Origin of the sequence: Streptomyces mashuensis (assembly GCF_014654785.1) — a bacterium.
Lineage (GTDB): Bacteria > Actinomycetota > Actinomycetes > Streptomycetales > Streptomycetaceae > Streptomyces > Streptomyces mashuensis.
In genome coordinates this window covers 244,366-258,743 of record NZ_BNBD01000004.1, presented here as the reverse complement: position 1 = coordinate 258,743, position 14,378 = coordinate 244,366, and the positions used below count along the sequence as shown (strand labels likewise).

Annotated in this window: 14 protein-coding genes; 6 read left to right on the top strand and 8 right to left on the bottom strand. The window is 70.6% G+C overall.

The window, feature by feature from the left end:
* Window positions 1-55 precede the first annotated feature (55 nt).
* The 4 genes from IE305_RS12925 (at window position 56) to pknB (ending at window position 6,673) form a co-directional block, all read left to right on the top strand.
* A complete protein-coding gene (locus tag IE305_RS12925; RefSeq protein ID WP_190129878.1) occupies window positions 56-1,573 on the top strand; it encodes a Stp1/IreP family PP2C-type Ser/Thr phosphatase in 1,518 nt (505 codons plus the stop codon).
* Between the two features lie 20 nt (window positions 1,574-1,593).
* Window positions 1,594-3,024 carry an FtsW/RodA/SpoVE family cell cycle protein gene (locus IE305_RS12920; RefSeq protein WP_373311608.1) on the top strand — a complete coding sequence of 477 codons (1,431 nt, stop codon included), beginning with the start codon at window positions 1,594-1,596 and terminating at the stop codon, window positions 3,022-3,024.
* The gene (locus IE305_RS12915) at window positions 3,021-4,475 is read left to right on the top strand and encodes a peptidoglycan D,D-transpeptidase FtsI family protein (protein WP_190129667.1); all 1,455 of its coding nucleotides are present in this window, start codon (window positions 3,021-3,023) and stop codon (window positions 4,473-4,475) included. The genes IE305_RS12920 and IE305_RS12915 overlap by 4 nt, the downstream gene beginning before the upstream one ends.
* Window positions 4,476-4,639: 164 nt before the next feature.
* Window positions 4,640-6,673 (top strand): Stk1 family PASTA domain-containing Ser/Thr kinase, encoded by a 2,034-nt coding sequence (pknB, locus tag IE305_RS12910; protein WP_190129666.1) that lies wholly within the window; start codon window positions 4,640-4,642, stop codon window positions 6,671-6,673.
* A gap of 77 nt (window positions 6,674-6,750) precedes the next feature.
* Here pknB and IE305_RS12905 read toward each other — a convergent pair whose 3' ends face one another.
* The 6 genes from IE305_RS12905 to IE305_RS12880 are packed head-to-tail and all read right to left on the bottom strand — an operon-like array spanning window position 6,751 to window position 10,889.
* On the bottom strand, window positions 6,751-7,458 hold the full coding sequence (locus tag IE305_RS12905) for a class E sortase (RefSeq protein WP_229890885.1): 708 nt from the start codon (window positions 7,456-7,458) through the stop codon (window positions 6,751-6,753).
* A gap of 42 nt (window positions 7,459-7,500) precedes the next feature.
* Complete coding sequence (locus IE305_RS12900) at window positions 7,501-8,376, bottom strand: class E sortase (RefSeq protein ID WP_373311606.1); 876 nt, start codon at window positions 8,374-8,376, stop codon at window positions 7,501-7,503.
* The gene (locus IE305_RS12895) at window positions 8,373-9,029 is read right to left on the bottom strand and encodes an aminodeoxychorismate/anthranilate synthase component II (RefSeq protein ID WP_190129664.1); all 657 of its coding nucleotides are present in this window, start codon (window positions 9,027-9,029) and stop codon (window positions 8,373-8,375) included. Before IE305_RS12895 ends, IE305_RS12900 begins: the two co-directional genes overlap by 4 nt.
* Entirely contained in the window at window positions 9,026-9,208 is a 183-nt protein-coding gene (locus IE305_RS12890; RefSeq protein WP_190129663.1) for a hypothetical protein, read from the bottom strand. The genes IE305_RS12895 and IE305_RS12890 overlap by 4 nt, the downstream gene beginning before the upstream one ends.
* Before the next feature lie 55 nt (window positions 9,209-9,263).
* Complete coding sequence (locus IE305_RS12885) at window positions 9,264-10,088, bottom strand: class E sortase (RefSeq protein ID WP_190129662.1); 825 nt, start codon at window positions 10,086-10,088, stop codon at window positions 9,264-9,266.
* A 36-nt stretch (window positions 10,089-10,124) separates the two neighbouring features.
* Window positions 10,125-10,889 carry a DUF881 domain-containing protein gene (locus tag IE305_RS12880; RefSeq protein WP_190129661.1) on the bottom strand — a complete coding sequence of 255 codons (765 nt, stop codon included), beginning with the start codon at window positions 10,887-10,889 and terminating at the stop codon, window positions 10,125-10,127.
* Window positions 10,890-11,035: 146 nt separating this feature from the next.
* On the opposite strand from IE305_RS12880, the gene crgA reads away from it, so the two are divergent.
* Window positions 11,036-11,290, top strand: a complete 255-nt coding sequence (gene crgA / locus IE305_RS12875) for a cell division protein CrgA (protein ID WP_190129660.1) — start codon at window positions 11,036-11,038, stop codon at window positions 11,288-11,290.
* A gap of 327 nt (window positions 11,291-11,617) precedes the next feature.
* Here crgA and IE305_RS12870 read toward each other — a convergent pair whose 3' ends face one another.
* A complete protein-coding gene (locus tag IE305_RS12870; RefSeq protein WP_190129659.1) occupies window positions 11,618-12,493 on the bottom strand; it encodes a rhomboid family intramembrane serine protease in 876 nt (291 codons plus the stop codon).
* 113 nt (window positions 12,494-12,606) lie between these two features.
* On the bottom strand, window positions 12,607-13,134 hold the full coding sequence (locus IE305_RS12865; protein WP_190129658.1) for a peptidylprolyl isomerase: 528 nt from the start codon (window positions 13,132-13,134) through the stop codon (window positions 12,607-12,609).
* A 227-nt stretch (window positions 13,135-13,361) separates the two neighbouring features.
* Here IE305_RS12865 and IE305_RS12860 point away from each other — a divergent pair, with 227 nt between their 5' ends.
* A complete protein-coding gene (locus IE305_RS12860; protein ID WP_190129657.1) occupies window positions 13,362-14,003 on the top strand; it encodes a DUF5324 family protein in 642 nt (213 codons plus the stop codon).
* Window positions 14,004-14,378: the final 375 nt, after the last annotated feature.

Genomic DNA, 14,378 nt, shown 5'->3' with positions numbered 1-14,378 from the left:
GGTGGGCAGCGTGGCTGGGAAGGGGCTGTACCCGGAGCCGACGGGCGAGGTGCGCATGAGTCTGTCACTGCGCTTCGCCGCCGGATCGCACAAGGGCATGATCCGGGAGGGCAACGAGGACTCCGGTTACGCCGGCCCCCGGCTGCTCGCCATCGCGGACGGCATGGGCGGCCAGGCGGCCGGCGAGGTCGCCTCCTCCGAGGTCATCTCCACCCTGGTCCAGCTGGACGACGACGTGCCCGGCTCGGACATCCTCACCTCGCTCGGCACGGCCGTGCAGCGCGCCAACGAACAGCTGCGCGTCATGGTCGAGGAGGACCCGCAGCTGGAGGGCATGGGCACCACCCTGACCGCCCTGCTGTGGACCGGCCAGCGGCTGGGCCTCGTGCACGTGGGCGACTCCCGCGCGTACCTGCTGCGCGACGGCGTCCTCACCCAGATCACACAGGACCACACCTGGGTGCAGCGCCTCGTCGACGAGGGGCGCATCACCGAGGAGGAGGCCACCACCCACCCGCAGCGCTCCCTGCTGATGCGCGCGCTGGGCAGCGGCGACCACGTGGAGCCGGACCTGTCCATCCGCGAGGTGCGGGCCGGCGACCGCTACCTGATCTGCTCCGACGGCCTCTCCGGCGTGGTCAGCCACCAGACCATGGAGGAGACCCTCGCCAGCTACCAGAACCCGCACGACACCGTGCAGGAACTGATCCAGCTGGCGCTGCGCGGCGGTGGCCCGGACAACATCACCTGCATCGTCGCCGACGTCCTCGACGTCGACGGCGGCGACACCCTCGGCGGGCAGCTCAACGACACCCCGGTGATCGTCGGTGCGGTCGCCGAGAACCAGCTCCAGTACGGCGACGGCGCCCTGCACACCCCGGCCGGCCGCGCCGCCGAGCACGCCCGCGCCCACCGGCCCGTCCCCCCGCAGGACGGCGGCGCCGGCGGCTTCGGCCCGCCCGGCAGCGGCGACGCCGCCATGGGCGCCGTGCCGGACGGCACCTTCGGCCCGTTCACCGACGAGGACTTCGTCAAGCCGCGCCGCAAGGGCGTCTGGCTGAAGCGGTCGCTGATCATCGCCCTGGCGCTGGGCGTCGTCGGCGGCGGCCTCTACGGCGGCTACCAGTGGACGCAGACGCAGTACTACGTGGGCGCCAAGGACAACGACCACGTGGCGGTCTACCAGGGCATCAACCAGGACCTGGCGTGGCTGAGCCTGAGCCGGCTCTACCAGGACCACCCCGAGATCGAACTCAAGTACCTCCCGGTCGACCAGCGCAGCCGTGTCGTGGACACGATCACGGTGGGCAGCCGGGACCAGGCCCTCCAGAAGGCCAAGGAGCTGGGCACGCTCGCCGGCGCCTGCAAGAAGGAGGACGAGCGGCGCAGGGCCGAGCAGCAGCAGCGGGAGAACGAGAAGCAGAACGCCGACCGGCTGAGCGGCGCGAAGGACCCGGCGAAGGAGAAGGAGGCCGAGGCGCGCGCCAACGCGGCCGCCACCCCGGCCCCCGGTCCCACCCTCAGCGAGGAAGAACAGAAGTTGGTCCCGCAGTGCAGCAGCGCCCAGCAGTGAAGCCGTAGGGGGCCACACGCATGTCAGCGATTTCACCGATGCCGAACACCACCAATACGACGATCAGCACCGCGGGCCCGCCCAGCCGGCGCAACACCGAGCTGGCGCTGCTGGCCTTCGCCGTCCTGATCCCGTGCTTCGCCTACATGAACGTGGGCCTCGCCATGGACGGCGAGATGCCCTCCGGCATGCTCGGCTACGGCATCGGCCTCGGCCTGCTCGCCGGCGTCGGCCACCTGGTGGTGCGGAAGTTCGCCAAGTACGCGGACCCGATCCTGCTGCCGATGGCGACGCTCCTGAACGGCATCGGCCTCGTGCTGATCTGGCGCCTGGACCAGTCGCCGCGGCTCCAGGCCTCGAAGGTCTACGCGCCGGCGGCCACCAACCAGCTGCTGTTCTCGGCCATGGGCATCGCGCTGTTCATCGCCGTGCTGATCGTCATCAAGGACCACCGCGTCCTCCAGCGCTACACCTACATCTCGATGGTGGTGGCGCTGGGCCTGCTGATCGCGCCGATGTTCTTCCCCGCGAAGTTCGGCGCGCGCATCTGGATCACCATCCCGGGCATCGGCGGCATCCAGCCGGGTGAGTTCGCCAAGATCGTGCTGGCGGTGTTCTTCGCCGGCTACCTGATGGTCAAGCGGGACGCGCTGGCCCTGGCCAGCCGCCGCTTCATGGGCCTGTACCTGCCGCGCGGCCGTGACCTGGGCCCGATCCTGACGGTCTGGGGCTTCTCGATCCTGGTCCTGGTCTTCGAGACCGACCTCGGTACCTCGCTGCTGTTCTTCGGCATGTTCGTCGTGATGCTGTACGTCGCGACCGAGCGCACCAGCTGGATCGTCTTCGGTCTGCTGATGTCGGCCGCCGGCGCGGTGGGCGTGGCCTCCTTCGAGACCCACGTGCAGCAGCGCGTGCAGGCGTGGCTCGACCCCATGGGCGAGTTCCTCAAGAGCAAGCAGGGCCTGGCCGGCCACTCCGAGCAGTCGATGCAGGCCCTGTGGGCCTTCGGCTCCGGCGGCGTCTTCGGCACCGGCTGGGGCCAGGGCCACTCCGACCTGATCGGCTTCGCCGCCAACTCCGACTTCATCCTGGCCACGGTCGGCGAGGAGCTCGGCCTGGCCGGCATCATGGCCATACTCCTGGTCTACGGGCTGATCGTGGAGCGCGGCGTGCGCACCGCGCTGGCCGCCCGCGACCCCTTCGGCAAGCTGCTGGCCACGGGTCTGGCCGGTGCGTTCGCCATCCAGGTGTTCGTGGTCGCCGGCGGCGTCATGGGCCTGATCCCGCTGACCGGTATGACGATGCCGTTCATGGCGCAGGGCGGTTCATCGGTCATCGCCAACTGGGCGCTGGTGGCCGTCCTGATCAAGATCAGTGACACCGCGCGCCGTCCCGCGCCGGCCCCCGCCCCGTCCCCCGACGCCGAGATGACCCAGGTGGTCCGCCCGTGAACAAGCCCGTGCGCCGGATCGCCGTCTTCTGCGGCCTGCTGGTCCTCGCCCTGATGATCAGGGACAACTGGATCCAGTTCGTCAAGGCCGGCGAGCTCAAGGCCGACAAGAACAACCGCCGCGTCACCATCGCCCGCTACGGCCAGCCGCGCGGCGACATCATCGTCGACGGCCAGAAGATCACCGGCTCGGTGGAGACCGGCGGCATCGACTACAAGTTCAAGCGCACCTACGTCAACGGTGCGATGTGGGCCCCGGTCACGGGCTACAGCTCGCAGGTCTTCGGCTCCAGCCAGCTGGAGTCCCTGGAGGACAAGGTCCTCACCGGCGACGACGACCGGCTGTTCTTCAACCGCACGGTCGACATGATCACCGGCAAGGGCAAGAAGGGCGGTGACGTGATCACCACCCTGAACGCCAAGGCGCAGGAGGCCGCCTTCAAGGGTCTGGGCGACAAGCAGGGCGCCGTCGCCGCCCTCGACCCGCGCACCGGCAAGATCCTCGCGCTGGCGTCCACGCCGTCGTACGACCCGTCGACGATCGCGGGCGCACTCGACGGCAAGGCGTGGAAGAACCTGGACTCCGACAAGGCCAAGCCGATGCTCAACCGGGCGCTGCGGCAGACCTACCCGCCGGGCTCCACCTTCAAGGTCGTCACGGCCGCCGCCGCGCTGGAGAACGGCCTGTACAAGGACGTCGACTCCAAGACGGACTCGCCGCTGCCCTGGACGCTGCCGGACACCCGGATCGAGCTGAAGAACGAGGGCAACCTGCCCTGCAAGGACGCCACCCTGCGCGAGGCGCTGCGGGTGTCCTGCAACAGCGTCTTCGGCAAGATCAGCGCCGACCTGGGCAACAAGAAGATGATCGACCAGGCGAACAAGTTCGGCTTCAACAAGACCGTCGACACGCCCGTCCGGACCGCGGCCAGCGTCTACCCCAAGGACAACCGGCCGCAGAACGCCATGGCCGGCATCGGCCAGGCGTCCAACCGCGCCACCCCGCTCCAGATGGCCATGATCGCGGCCGCCGTCGCCAACAACGGCAAGCTCATGGAGCCGTACATGGTCGACAAGCTGCGCGCCCCGAACCTCAACGTCATCGAGCACCACCAGCCCAAGGAGATGAGCCAGCCCATCTCCGCGGACACCGCGCGCCAGCTGCAGAGCATCATGGAGACGGTGGTCGAGAAGGGCACCGGAACCAACGCGCAGATCCCGAACGTCAAGGTCGGTGGCAAGACCGGTACCGCCCAGCACGGCGTCGACAACAGCGGCAACCCGTACGCGTGGTTCATCTCCTACGCCAAGACGGACAACGGTTCGCCGGTCGCCGTCGCGGTCGTCATCGAGGGCGACGAGAACACCGCCCGTGACGACATCGCCGGTGGTGCGCTCGCCGCCCCCATCGCCAAGAGCGTCATGGAGGCGGTGCTCAAGACGGAGAAGTGATCCGGCTCACCCCGTCGCAGCCGCACGCCGTTCCCGTCGGTACCGGTCCTGTATCGGGTGACCGTCGCACCCGGAAGGCGTCCGGCGCGGCGGGTACGGTATGCCGGACAGCACTCTGCCGGACGTAACGAAGGTGCGGTCAGGAGAACGGAAGGGCTGGAGCTATGGAAGAGCCGCGTCGCCTCGGCGGCCGGTACGAGCTGGGCTCGGTGCTCGGCCGTGGTGGCATGGCCGAGGTGTACCTCGCGCACGACACCCGGCTCGGCCGCACCGTCGCCGTGAAGACGCTGCGTGTGGACCTCGCACGCGACCCGTCCTTCCAGGCCCGGTTCCGCCGTGAGGCCCAGTCTGCGGCCTCGTTGAACCACCCCTCGATCGTCGCCGTGTACGACACCGGCGAGGACTACGTCGACGGCGTGTCGATCCCGTACATCGTCATGGAGTACGTGGACGGCTCGACCCTCCGCGAGCTGCTGCACTCGGGCCGCAAGCTGCTGCCCGAGCGGTCGCTGGAGATGACCATCGGCGTGCTCCAGGCGCTGGAGTACTCGCACCGCGCCGGCATCGTCCACCGCGACATCAAGCCCGCCAACGTCATGCTGACCCGCACCGGCCAGGTGAAGGTCATGGACTTCGGCATCGCGCGCGCCATGGGCGACGCCGGCATGACGATGACGCAGACCGCGGCCGTGATCGGCACCGCCCAGTACCTCTCGCCCGAGCAGGCCCAGGGCGAGCAGGTCGACGCCCGGTCCGACCTGTACTCGACGGGCTGCCTGCTGTACGAGCTGCTCACGGTCCGGCCGCCCTTCGTGGGCGACTCGCCGGTGGCCGTGGCGTACCAGCACGTGCGGGAGGAGCCCAACCCGCCGAGCATGTACGACCCCGAGATCACGCCGGAGATGGACGCCATCGTCCTGAAGGCGCTGGTCAAGGACCGCGACTACCGCTACCAGTCGGCCGACGAGATGCGCGCCGACATCGAGGCGGCCCTGGACGGCCAGCCGGTGGCGGCCACGGCCACGCTGGGCGCCATCGGCGCCGGCTACGGCGAGGACCAGCCCACCACGATGCTGCGCTCGCAGGACCGCGGCGGCCCGGCCGGCCAGACGTCGATGATGCCGCCCGTCCAGGACGGCGGCGGCTACGGCGGCTACGACGACGGCCAGGGCGGCGGACGCCGCGGCGGTGGCGGCCGGAAGAGCAACCTGTCGACGATCCTGCTGGTCGTGGCGGGCGTGCTGGTGCTCGTCGGTGCGATCTTCATCGGCAAGTCGATCTTCAGTGGCGGCAACAACTCGCAGGTCACCGTGCCGCGGCTGATCGGCGAGACGCTGGAGAGCGCGCAGAAGATGGGGCAGAACGGCGACTTCAAGGTCGTCCAGTCGGCCACGAAACCGTGCGACCAGCCCAAGGGCAAGATCTGCGAGCAGACGCCGGCGCCGGACTCCAAGGTCGACCGGGGCGGTGACGTCAAGGTCGTGGTGTCGGAGGGCGCGGAGAAGGTCAACGTGCCGGACGTCACCGGCACGAAGGTCGACGAGGCCACCGCGACGCTGGAGAAGCTGGGCTTCCAGGTCAAGACGAAGCCGGAGGAGACCGACGGCACGACCGCGGGTCTCGTCATGCGGCAGAACCCGAAGGCCGGCACCAAGCAGGACAAGGGCTCGGAGATCACCCTGACGGTGGCCGCCCAGGCCGCGTCGAGGACCGTCCCGCCCGTCGTCGGCCAGACCTACGACAACGCGTCGAAGCAGCTGACCGACCTCGGCTTCCAGGTGAAGCGCGAGGACGAGGACTCGACGCAGCCGCCCAACACGGTGGTCCGCCAGAGCCCCGACGGCAACACCTCGGCCCGCGCGGGCTCCACGGTGACGCTGTTCGTGTCGAAGGGCCAGGCCCAGCCGTCGCAGGTGCCGAACCTCGTGCCGACGTCGCTCAAGGACGCCAAGAAGGCGCTGAAGGACGCGGGCCTGAAGGTCGGCGCCATCACCGGCCCGCAGGACGACAACGCGGTGGTCGTCACACAGGACCAGGCCCCCGGCACGCAGGTCCCCAAGGGCACCGCGGTGAACCTCACCACGGCCCCCGGCGGCGGCGCCGGCCCCGGTGGCAACCCCGCCGGCCAGACCACCACGACCGGTGGCCAGGACACCGGCGGCGGCTTCTTCGGCGGCGTCTTCGGCCGCAAGCACTGAGAACGAACATATGCGGCAGGCCCCGGCGTCCGGGAACGGACGGCCGGGGCCTGTTGCATACCTGCGCCGGCTCGGCGTCAGCGCAGTTCCTTCGGCGGGGTGCGCTTGGCGTCGACCTTCTCCGTGCGGGACAGTTCCGCCCAGACGACGTAGCGGTAGTCGGAGGTGTAGACGGGCGTGCAGGTCGTCAGCGTGAGGTAGCGGCCCGGCCTGCTCCTCCCGGACTCCTTGGGCACCTGGTCGATCACGGCGGTGTTGTAGCGGGACGTCTGCTTCAGCTCCGCGTACACCGTGTAGACGTACCAGACGTCGCGCGTCTCGAAGACGATCGCGTCGCCGTCCTTCAGCTTGTCGATGTTGTGGAACTTCGCGCCGTGGCCGTCGCGGTGCGCCGCGAGCGTCACGTTGCCCTGCCGGTCCCACGGCATCGCCGACGCCACCGGCTCCTTGTAGAAGCCCGCCACGCCCTCGTTGAGGACCTTGCTGCCCGTGCCGGCCTTCACCAGCACCTCGCCGTTGTGCATCGCCGGTACGTGCAGGAAGCCGATGCCGTCCTTGGTGTCCAGGGCGCCGGGGGCACCGGAGCCGGCCCCGGGGGCGGACTGCGCCCAGTGGTCGCGGATCCTGCCGCCCTGCCGCTTGGCCTCGCGGTCCGCCAGGACGTTCGTCCACCACAGCGAGTAGACGACGAAGAGGGCCAGGATCAGGCCGGCGGTGATGAGCAGTTCCCCCAGCACGCCGACGGTGGCGGCTATGCGCCCCCGGGCGCGGTCGGTCCGTGCCACAGACGTTCGTCCCCCGCTTCGCTCCACTGGCCCCACTGGCCTTCAGCTGACGAGCGCATCCGGTTTGCCCTTGCTCCGCGGCCGCTCCTCGACCATCTTGCCCCACACGATCAGCCGGTACGTACTGGTGAACTCGGGGGTGCAGGTGGTGAGCGTGATGTAGCGGCCGGGCCGGGTGAAGCCGGAACCGGCCGGCACGGGGTCGATGACCCGGACGTTCGCCGGTGACGTCTGGTCCAGACGACTCGTCATCTCATAGGTGTAGAAGGCGTTTGCAGTCTCCACAACGATCTTGTCGCCGGGCTTCAGCCGGTTGACGTAGCGGAACGGTTCGCCGTGCGTGTTGCGGTGGCCGGCCAGCGCGAAGTTGCCCTGCCGGTCCCAGGGCATGGCGGTCGCGGGTCCGCCGTCGCCCGCGTAGTGCCCGACCATGCCCCGGTCGAGCACCTGGTGCTTGCCCACGCCCTGCGCGATGGGGGCCTTCACGTCGAGCGCGGGGATGTACAGGATGGCGAAGCCCTGGCCGGGCGAGAACTCGCCGGCGTCGCGGTCGTGGCCGGCGCCCGCGTTCGCCCAGCTGTCCCGCAGGTCGCTGGCGGCACCGCCGGCCTGCCGGTGCGCGATGACGTTGGTCCACCACAACTGGTAGGCGACGAACAGCAGCAGGACCGTGCCCAGGGTGATGAACAGCTCGCCGACCGCCCGGGTCGCGATCACGCCCCAGCTGTCCTTGCGGGCGCGCGCGGCGCGCTGTGCGGCGCGACGGCGCTCCGCGCGCCCTCCGGGGGCGGTGACGGGCTGCTCCGGCTCGATCCGGCGCAGCTGCATCGTGGGCCGGTCCTCGGGCGGCAGCGGCCGGGAGACCGGCGTGGGGGCCTCCCGGGGCCTGGCATCGCTCTCGGGCCGGAGAGCGGTCACGCCCCGTCCTTGCCCACCACCGGGGCGAGCCCCGCCGAACGTTCCACCGCCCCCGGGTCGCCGCAGGCGGCCAGCCAGTTGGCGAGCATCCGGTGGCCCCACTCGGTGAGCACGGACTCCGGGTGGAACTGGACGCCCTCGACGGGCAGGTCACGGTGGCGCAGGCCCATGATGATGCCGCCCTGGGAGCTCTCCGACTCCTCGGTCCAGGCGGTGATCTCCAGCTCGTCCGGCCAGGACGACCGGTCGACGGCCAGCGAGTGGTAGCGGGTGGCCGTGAAGGGCGAGGGCAGCCCCTTGAAGACGCCCTTGCCGCCGTGCACCACGGGGGAGGTCTTGCCGTGCAGCAGCTCGGGCGCGCGGTCGACGACGCCGCCGTAGGCCACAGCCATCGACTGCATGCCCAGGCAGACGCCGAAGACGGGCACGCCCGTGGTGGCGCAGTGCCGCACCATGTCGATGCACACGCCGGCCTGCTCGGGCGCGCCGGGCCCGGGCGACAGCAGCACGCCGTCGAAGCCGTCCTGGGCGTGCTCCGGCGTCACCTCGTCGTTCCGCAGGACCTCGCACTCGGCGCCGAGCTGGTAGAGGTACTGGACGAGGTTGAACACGAAGCTGTCGTAGTTGTCGACGACGAGGATGCGGGCGCTCACGGGGTCACCGCCTGCATGCCGTTGTTGTCGACCGTCACGTCGTTGAACGGCAGCAGCGGCTCCGCCCAGGGGAAGACGTACTGGAAGAGGGCATAGACGACCGCCAGCACCAGCACGAGCGCGATCAGGCTCTTCACCCATGCGTTGCCCGGCAGATGACGCCAGATCCAGGGGTACATGCTGTCCCTACCCGCCGATCAGTCGGAAGTTGCGACACCAGACTACGGGGGCAGCCTACGGCGCGGCGGGCGCTGTGGTCTCCAGGTGGGCCCAGACGACGAGCCGGTGGCTGTGCCCCCACTCGGGGTCGCAGGTGGTCAGCGTCAGATAGCGGCCGGGCGCGGCGTACCCGGCGGCGGCCGGCACGGGGTCGAGGACGCGGGTGTCGGTGGGCGCGGTGCGGTACGGCCGGGTGTCGACGCGGTACGTGAACCAGGTCGTCCCGTCGGTGAGCAGGACGGCGTCGCCGGGGCGGAGCCGTGGCAGGTCCTTGAAGGGGTCGCCGTGGGTGCGGCGGTGGCCGGCGACGGCGAAGTTGCCGGTGCCGCCGAGCGGCGCGCTGCCCTCGTAGTGGCCCAGGCCCCGCTTGAGCGTGTCGAGGCCGGTGCCCTCCAGGACGGGCTTGGCCCAGTCGGTGCCGAAGCGGGGCACGTACATGACGGCGAAGGCGGCACCGGCGCGCGGCGGGGCGGCGGGGGCAGCCGTGCCGCCGGTGCGGGGGGCCGGGGAGGCGGGCGGGGCAGGTGAAGCGGTGGCTCCGGGGACGGCCGGGGCAGTCACGCCGGTGCCGTCCGCGGGGGCGGGCACGGGGGCGGGGGCGGGCGGGGCCGCGTCGGGTCGTGGCTCGCCCGGCGGGGCGTCCGGGACCGTGGGCGGGGCCACCGCCGCGGAGCCGCCGTGCCGCGCCCACTGGTCCCGTAAGCGGCCGATCTCGCCGTCCATGGCGCTGTCGGCGCGTACGCCCGTCCAGTACAGGAGGTAGACCACGAAGAGCACGACGAGGGCCCCGCTGGTCAGGCACAGCTCGCTGAGGGCGCGTACGGCGCGTCGTGACCTCACCGGGCCGCTCCTTCCGGAGCGCCCCTCGCCGGGGCGCTAGCCGACGGGCTTGGCGTAGTGGAGGTCCACTGTGCCCGAGTAACCGGGCAGCGTCACCGTGTCGTGCTGGTCGACTTTCCAGCCGAGGCCGTACGCGGCCACGTACTGCTGGTAGTTCTGGATGGCGGGCGACTCGGCGAGGGCCTTGCGCAGGGCGGCGCGGTCGCCGACGGCCGTGACCTTGTAGGGCGGGGAGTAGACGCGGCCCTGCAGGATGAGGGTGTTGCCGACGCAGCGCACGGCGCTGGTGGAGATCAGCCGCTGGTCCATGACCTCGATGCCGCGGGCGCCGCCCTTCCACAGGGCGTTGACGACGGCCTGGAGGTCCTGCTGGTGGATGACCAGGTCGTTGGGCTGGGGCTGGGGGACGCCGGGGATCTTGGCGGTGGCGTTGGGGGGCGCGTCGGTGAGGGTGACGGTGAGGCCCTGGCCGCTGAGCTTGCGGGTGCCGGCGGCGTCCTCCAGGGCGGCGAGCTTCCGGTCCTGCGCCGCGGTGCTGCCGTTGTCGCGGCGGGCGAGGGCGTCGACGCGGTCGCGGGCGCCGGCCGCGCTCTCCTCCAGGTCCTTGTTCTTGCGGCTGCGCTCCTGGATGAGGTCGGAGAGCCGCAGCATGGAGTCGTCGGTGCGGATGTTGGTGCCCTGCGCGGTGTTGAAGCTGATCCAGAAGATGAGGCCGGCGAGCGCGAAGACGCCGGCGGTCAGCAGCCGCACCGGCCGGAACCGCCGGGCGGGCGCGTTGGTGGAGTCCGCAGAATTACGCACCGTACCCTTATCCTCTCCGACGCCGCGGAAGCACTACGCTAACGGACGCCCGGGGGATGGAAGCGCTCCCGTCGCGTCCCCGCCCCGGCGGACAGTCCTTGTAAGCCCAGCGCGGTCACGCAGCGCATCGACAGGAGAGTTCCCTCGTGCCGAAGTCACGGATCCGCAAGAAAGACGACTTCACGCCGCCGCCGGTGAAGCAGCAGAACCTGAAGCTGGTCACGGGACGCCGCTGGGTGGCGCCGGTGATGCTGGCGCTGTTCCTGATCGGGCTGGCCTGGATCGTCGTCTTCTACGTGACGAGCGGCGACATGCCGGTGGAGTCGCTGCACAACTGGAACATCGTCGTGGGCTTCGGCTTCATCGCCGCGGGGTTCGTGGTCTCCACGCAGTGGAAGTAGCGGCGGAACAGCAGCGGAAACAGCGGGCCGCGCAAGCTCTGGCCCGAGCTTTCCGATGAGTTATCCACACCCTCGTCCACAGTGGGGAAAAACTCAGAAGATCTGTGGATAACTTCCGCCAGGTTGACGCCGGTGTGACTGATCGCGACCGTCCCGCAAAGATCGTCACACCGGCTTCTTGGCATAAAGACCCAGGTCAGAGCGGTCCACTTGGCCGGAACGACGAGTTCCGCACAGCGCGCACAAGATCCGGCACGCGTTGTGGACAACCTGTGCGTCCACCGGTGTGGGTGACCACGGCCGATGCACCACCGCCCGGCCCCCTCCTCAGCCGCCGGTCAGCTCCTGCGTCCGGACGAACACCATGGCGGCGATCACCACCAGGGCCGCGCCGGCCGTCCCCCACTGCACCAGGGCACGCCTGCCGCGCGGCGCGTGCACCATGCCGAAGGCCACGGCCGCACCCACCACCAGGCCGCCGATGTGGGCCTCCCGGGCGATGTCCGACCAGGTGAAGGTGAAGATCAGGTTGAGCACGAGCAGCGCGATGATCGGCCGCATGTCGTACTTCAGCCGGTGCATCAGCACGGCCGTGGCGCCCAGCAGGCCGAAAATCGCACCGGACGCGCCCAGCGAGGGCTGGTTCGGGGCGGCCACCAGGTACGACAGGGCGCTGCCGCCGAGCGCCGAGAGCACGTAGAGCACGACGAAACGGAGGCGGCCGAGCGCCACCTCGAGCGGTGGGCCGAGCCACCACAGCGAGATCATGTTGAGCGCGATGTGCTCCGGCCGCTGGTGCAGGAAGGCCGCGCTCAGCAGCCGGTACCACTGGCCCTCCGCGACGCCCTCCAGCGGGCCGCCGTCCACGACGCGCGCCCTGCCCAGCATCTCCAGGGCGCTCAGCAGGCCCTCGCCGCCGGCCATGACGGCGATCCACAGGCCGGCGTTGACCGCCAGGATGATCTTCGTGACGAGGCGCGGGTCGGCCACGTGCACGCTGCCCGCGATCGTGCGCGGCGCGGTGGCGCGCGGGCCCGCGCCCGTACCCCCGCCGGCCCCGCCGCCGCCCGCGCACTCCGGGCACTGGAAGCCGACCGACGCGCTGACCATGCAGTCGGGGCAGATGGGCCGCTCGCACCGGGTGCAGCGGATGCCGGTCTCCCGGTCGGGGTGGCGATAGCAGCAGACGGCCTGGTCGTTCATGCTCTCCCCTTGCCCTGTGGCGAGCCGGTGAATGCCGAGCCCCGTCAGCACGCGCGGCCCCGCCCGTCATACGGACGGGCGGGGCTCAAGGTTCCCGTGGGAGCCGGCCGGCGTCAGCGCTTCTCGATGACGACCGACTCGATGCGCACGTCGTTGACCGGGCGGTCGGTGCGCGGGTTCGTCTGCGTCGTCGCGATGGCGTCCACGACCTTCTTGGAGGCGTCGTTGGAGACCTCGCCGAAGATGGTGTGCTTGCCGGTCAGCCAGGCGGTCGGCGAGACGGTGATGAAGAACTGCGAGCCGTTGGTGCCCGGGCCGGCGTTGGCCATGGCCAGCAGGTAGGGCTTGTTGAAGGCGAGGTCCGGGTGGAACTCGTCGGCGAACTTGTACCCCGGGCCACCGGTGCCGTTGCCCAGCGGGTCACCGCCCTGGATCATGAAGCCCTCGATGACACGGTGGAAGATCGTGCCGTCGTACAGACGGTCCGTCGTCTTCTGGCCCGTCTCCGGGTTGACCCACTCGCGCTCACCCGAGGCGAGCTCGACGAAGTTCTTCACCGTCTTCGGGGCGTGGTCCGGGAAAAGCCGGATCTCGATGTCGCCCTGGTTGGTCTTCAGGGTGGCGTAGAGCTGCTCAGCCACGATCTACCTTCCATAGTCTTCACTGACGGCTACCGATCCTCGCACGACCCGTCCCGTGCGCGTAGCCACCGAAGCGCCCGCGCGCGGCGGCGAACCGTGGCATTGTCGAGCCCGGGGCGCCGTTGACCCGGATGCCCGCTGCACATGCCGGACCACCCGTGGACAGGCATGATTTTCCACCGGGTGGAAAGGCGACATTCCAGTACGCCACCGAGGAGGAGGTTCTCGTGACCCGCAAGGACAGCGTGCGCGCCGCGACCATGACGGCCAAGGACAGCGTGCGTCACGCCGCGGAGGTGGTGGCGCCCTACGCCGGAACGGCCAAGGACACGGCCGTGCACTACGCGCACGAGGCCCGGGCCCGGCTCGCGCCGAAGGTCTCCGAGGCCGCCCACCAGGCCCGTTCGCAGTACGACGCGCATGTGCAGCCCCGCCTGGAGCACGCCCGCGAAGCCATTCCCCCCAAGGCCGGCCAGGCCGTCGCCCGGGCCCGCGCCGCCGCCGAGCCGGTGCGCGAGGAGGCCGTCGCCCGTACCGCCGCGGCCGTCGCCGCGCTGCGCGGCCAGGTGTCGGCCGCCGAGATCGAGAAGCTGGCGAAGAAGAAGCGCTGCCGCCGCGGCCGCGCCGCCAAGCGCGTCCTCCTGCTCGGCCTGCTCGCCGGCGGCGCGTACGCGGCGTGGAAGTGGTGGGACAAGCAGGCCAACCCCGACTGGCTGGTCGAGCCCCCGGAGGCCACCGAGCCCGCCGGCCGCGGCCGGCTCACCTCCGTCGACGGCAGCGGCGCCGACGCCCTCGACCCGGAGGTCCAGGCGAAGCAGGACCGCGCCGACACGGAGGCCGCCCCCGGCAACGACGACACCCGCGGCTGATCCGGCCGGGGCCCGCCCCGGCACAGCAGCACGGCACAGCAGCACGACAAAGCCCTCCGATCCGCGCTGTCGCAGGTCGGAGGGCGTTTTTTTGTGGAGCCTAGGGGAGTCGAACCCGAAATCGTTACCTTTCCAACCTGGGAAGATGCCGGAGGATCGGACATTTTCGCCTGTTTCCACCCTCTTGAACCCGGCTCCATCCCACTCGGTCCGCGACCCGTGTTGACGTGTCAACACAGACCAACGGGCGCTTACAGAAGCGAATCATGCAGCCTTCTGTTCGCCTTCACAGTCGCAACTACGCAGTAAGCAGGCGATCGGCGCCCCGCCCGCTAGTGCAAAGGCCCGACAGGCGACGGCTTCCCTACGGCGGAC

Coding starts and splice junctions, on each gene's coding strand:
- IE305_RS12925 (WP_190129878.1), top strand. CDS start 56: ATGAGTCTGTCACTGCGCTTCGCCGCCGGATCGCACAAGGGCATGATC.
- IE305_RS12920 (WP_373311608.1), top strand. CDS start 1,594: ATGTCAGCGATTTCACCGATGCCGAACACCACCAATACGACGATCAGC.
- pknB (WP_190129666.1), top strand. CDS start 4,640: ATGGAAGAGCCGCGTCGCCTCGGCGGCCGGTACGAGCTGGGCTCGGTG.
- IE305_RS12890 (WP_190129663.1), bottom strand. CDS start 9,208: ATGTACCCCTGGATCTGGCGTCATCTGCCGGGCAACGCATGGGTGAAG.
- IE305_RS12870 (WP_190129659.1), bottom strand. CDS start 12,493: ATGAACGACCAGGCCGTCTGCTGCTATCGCCACCCCGACCGGGAGACC.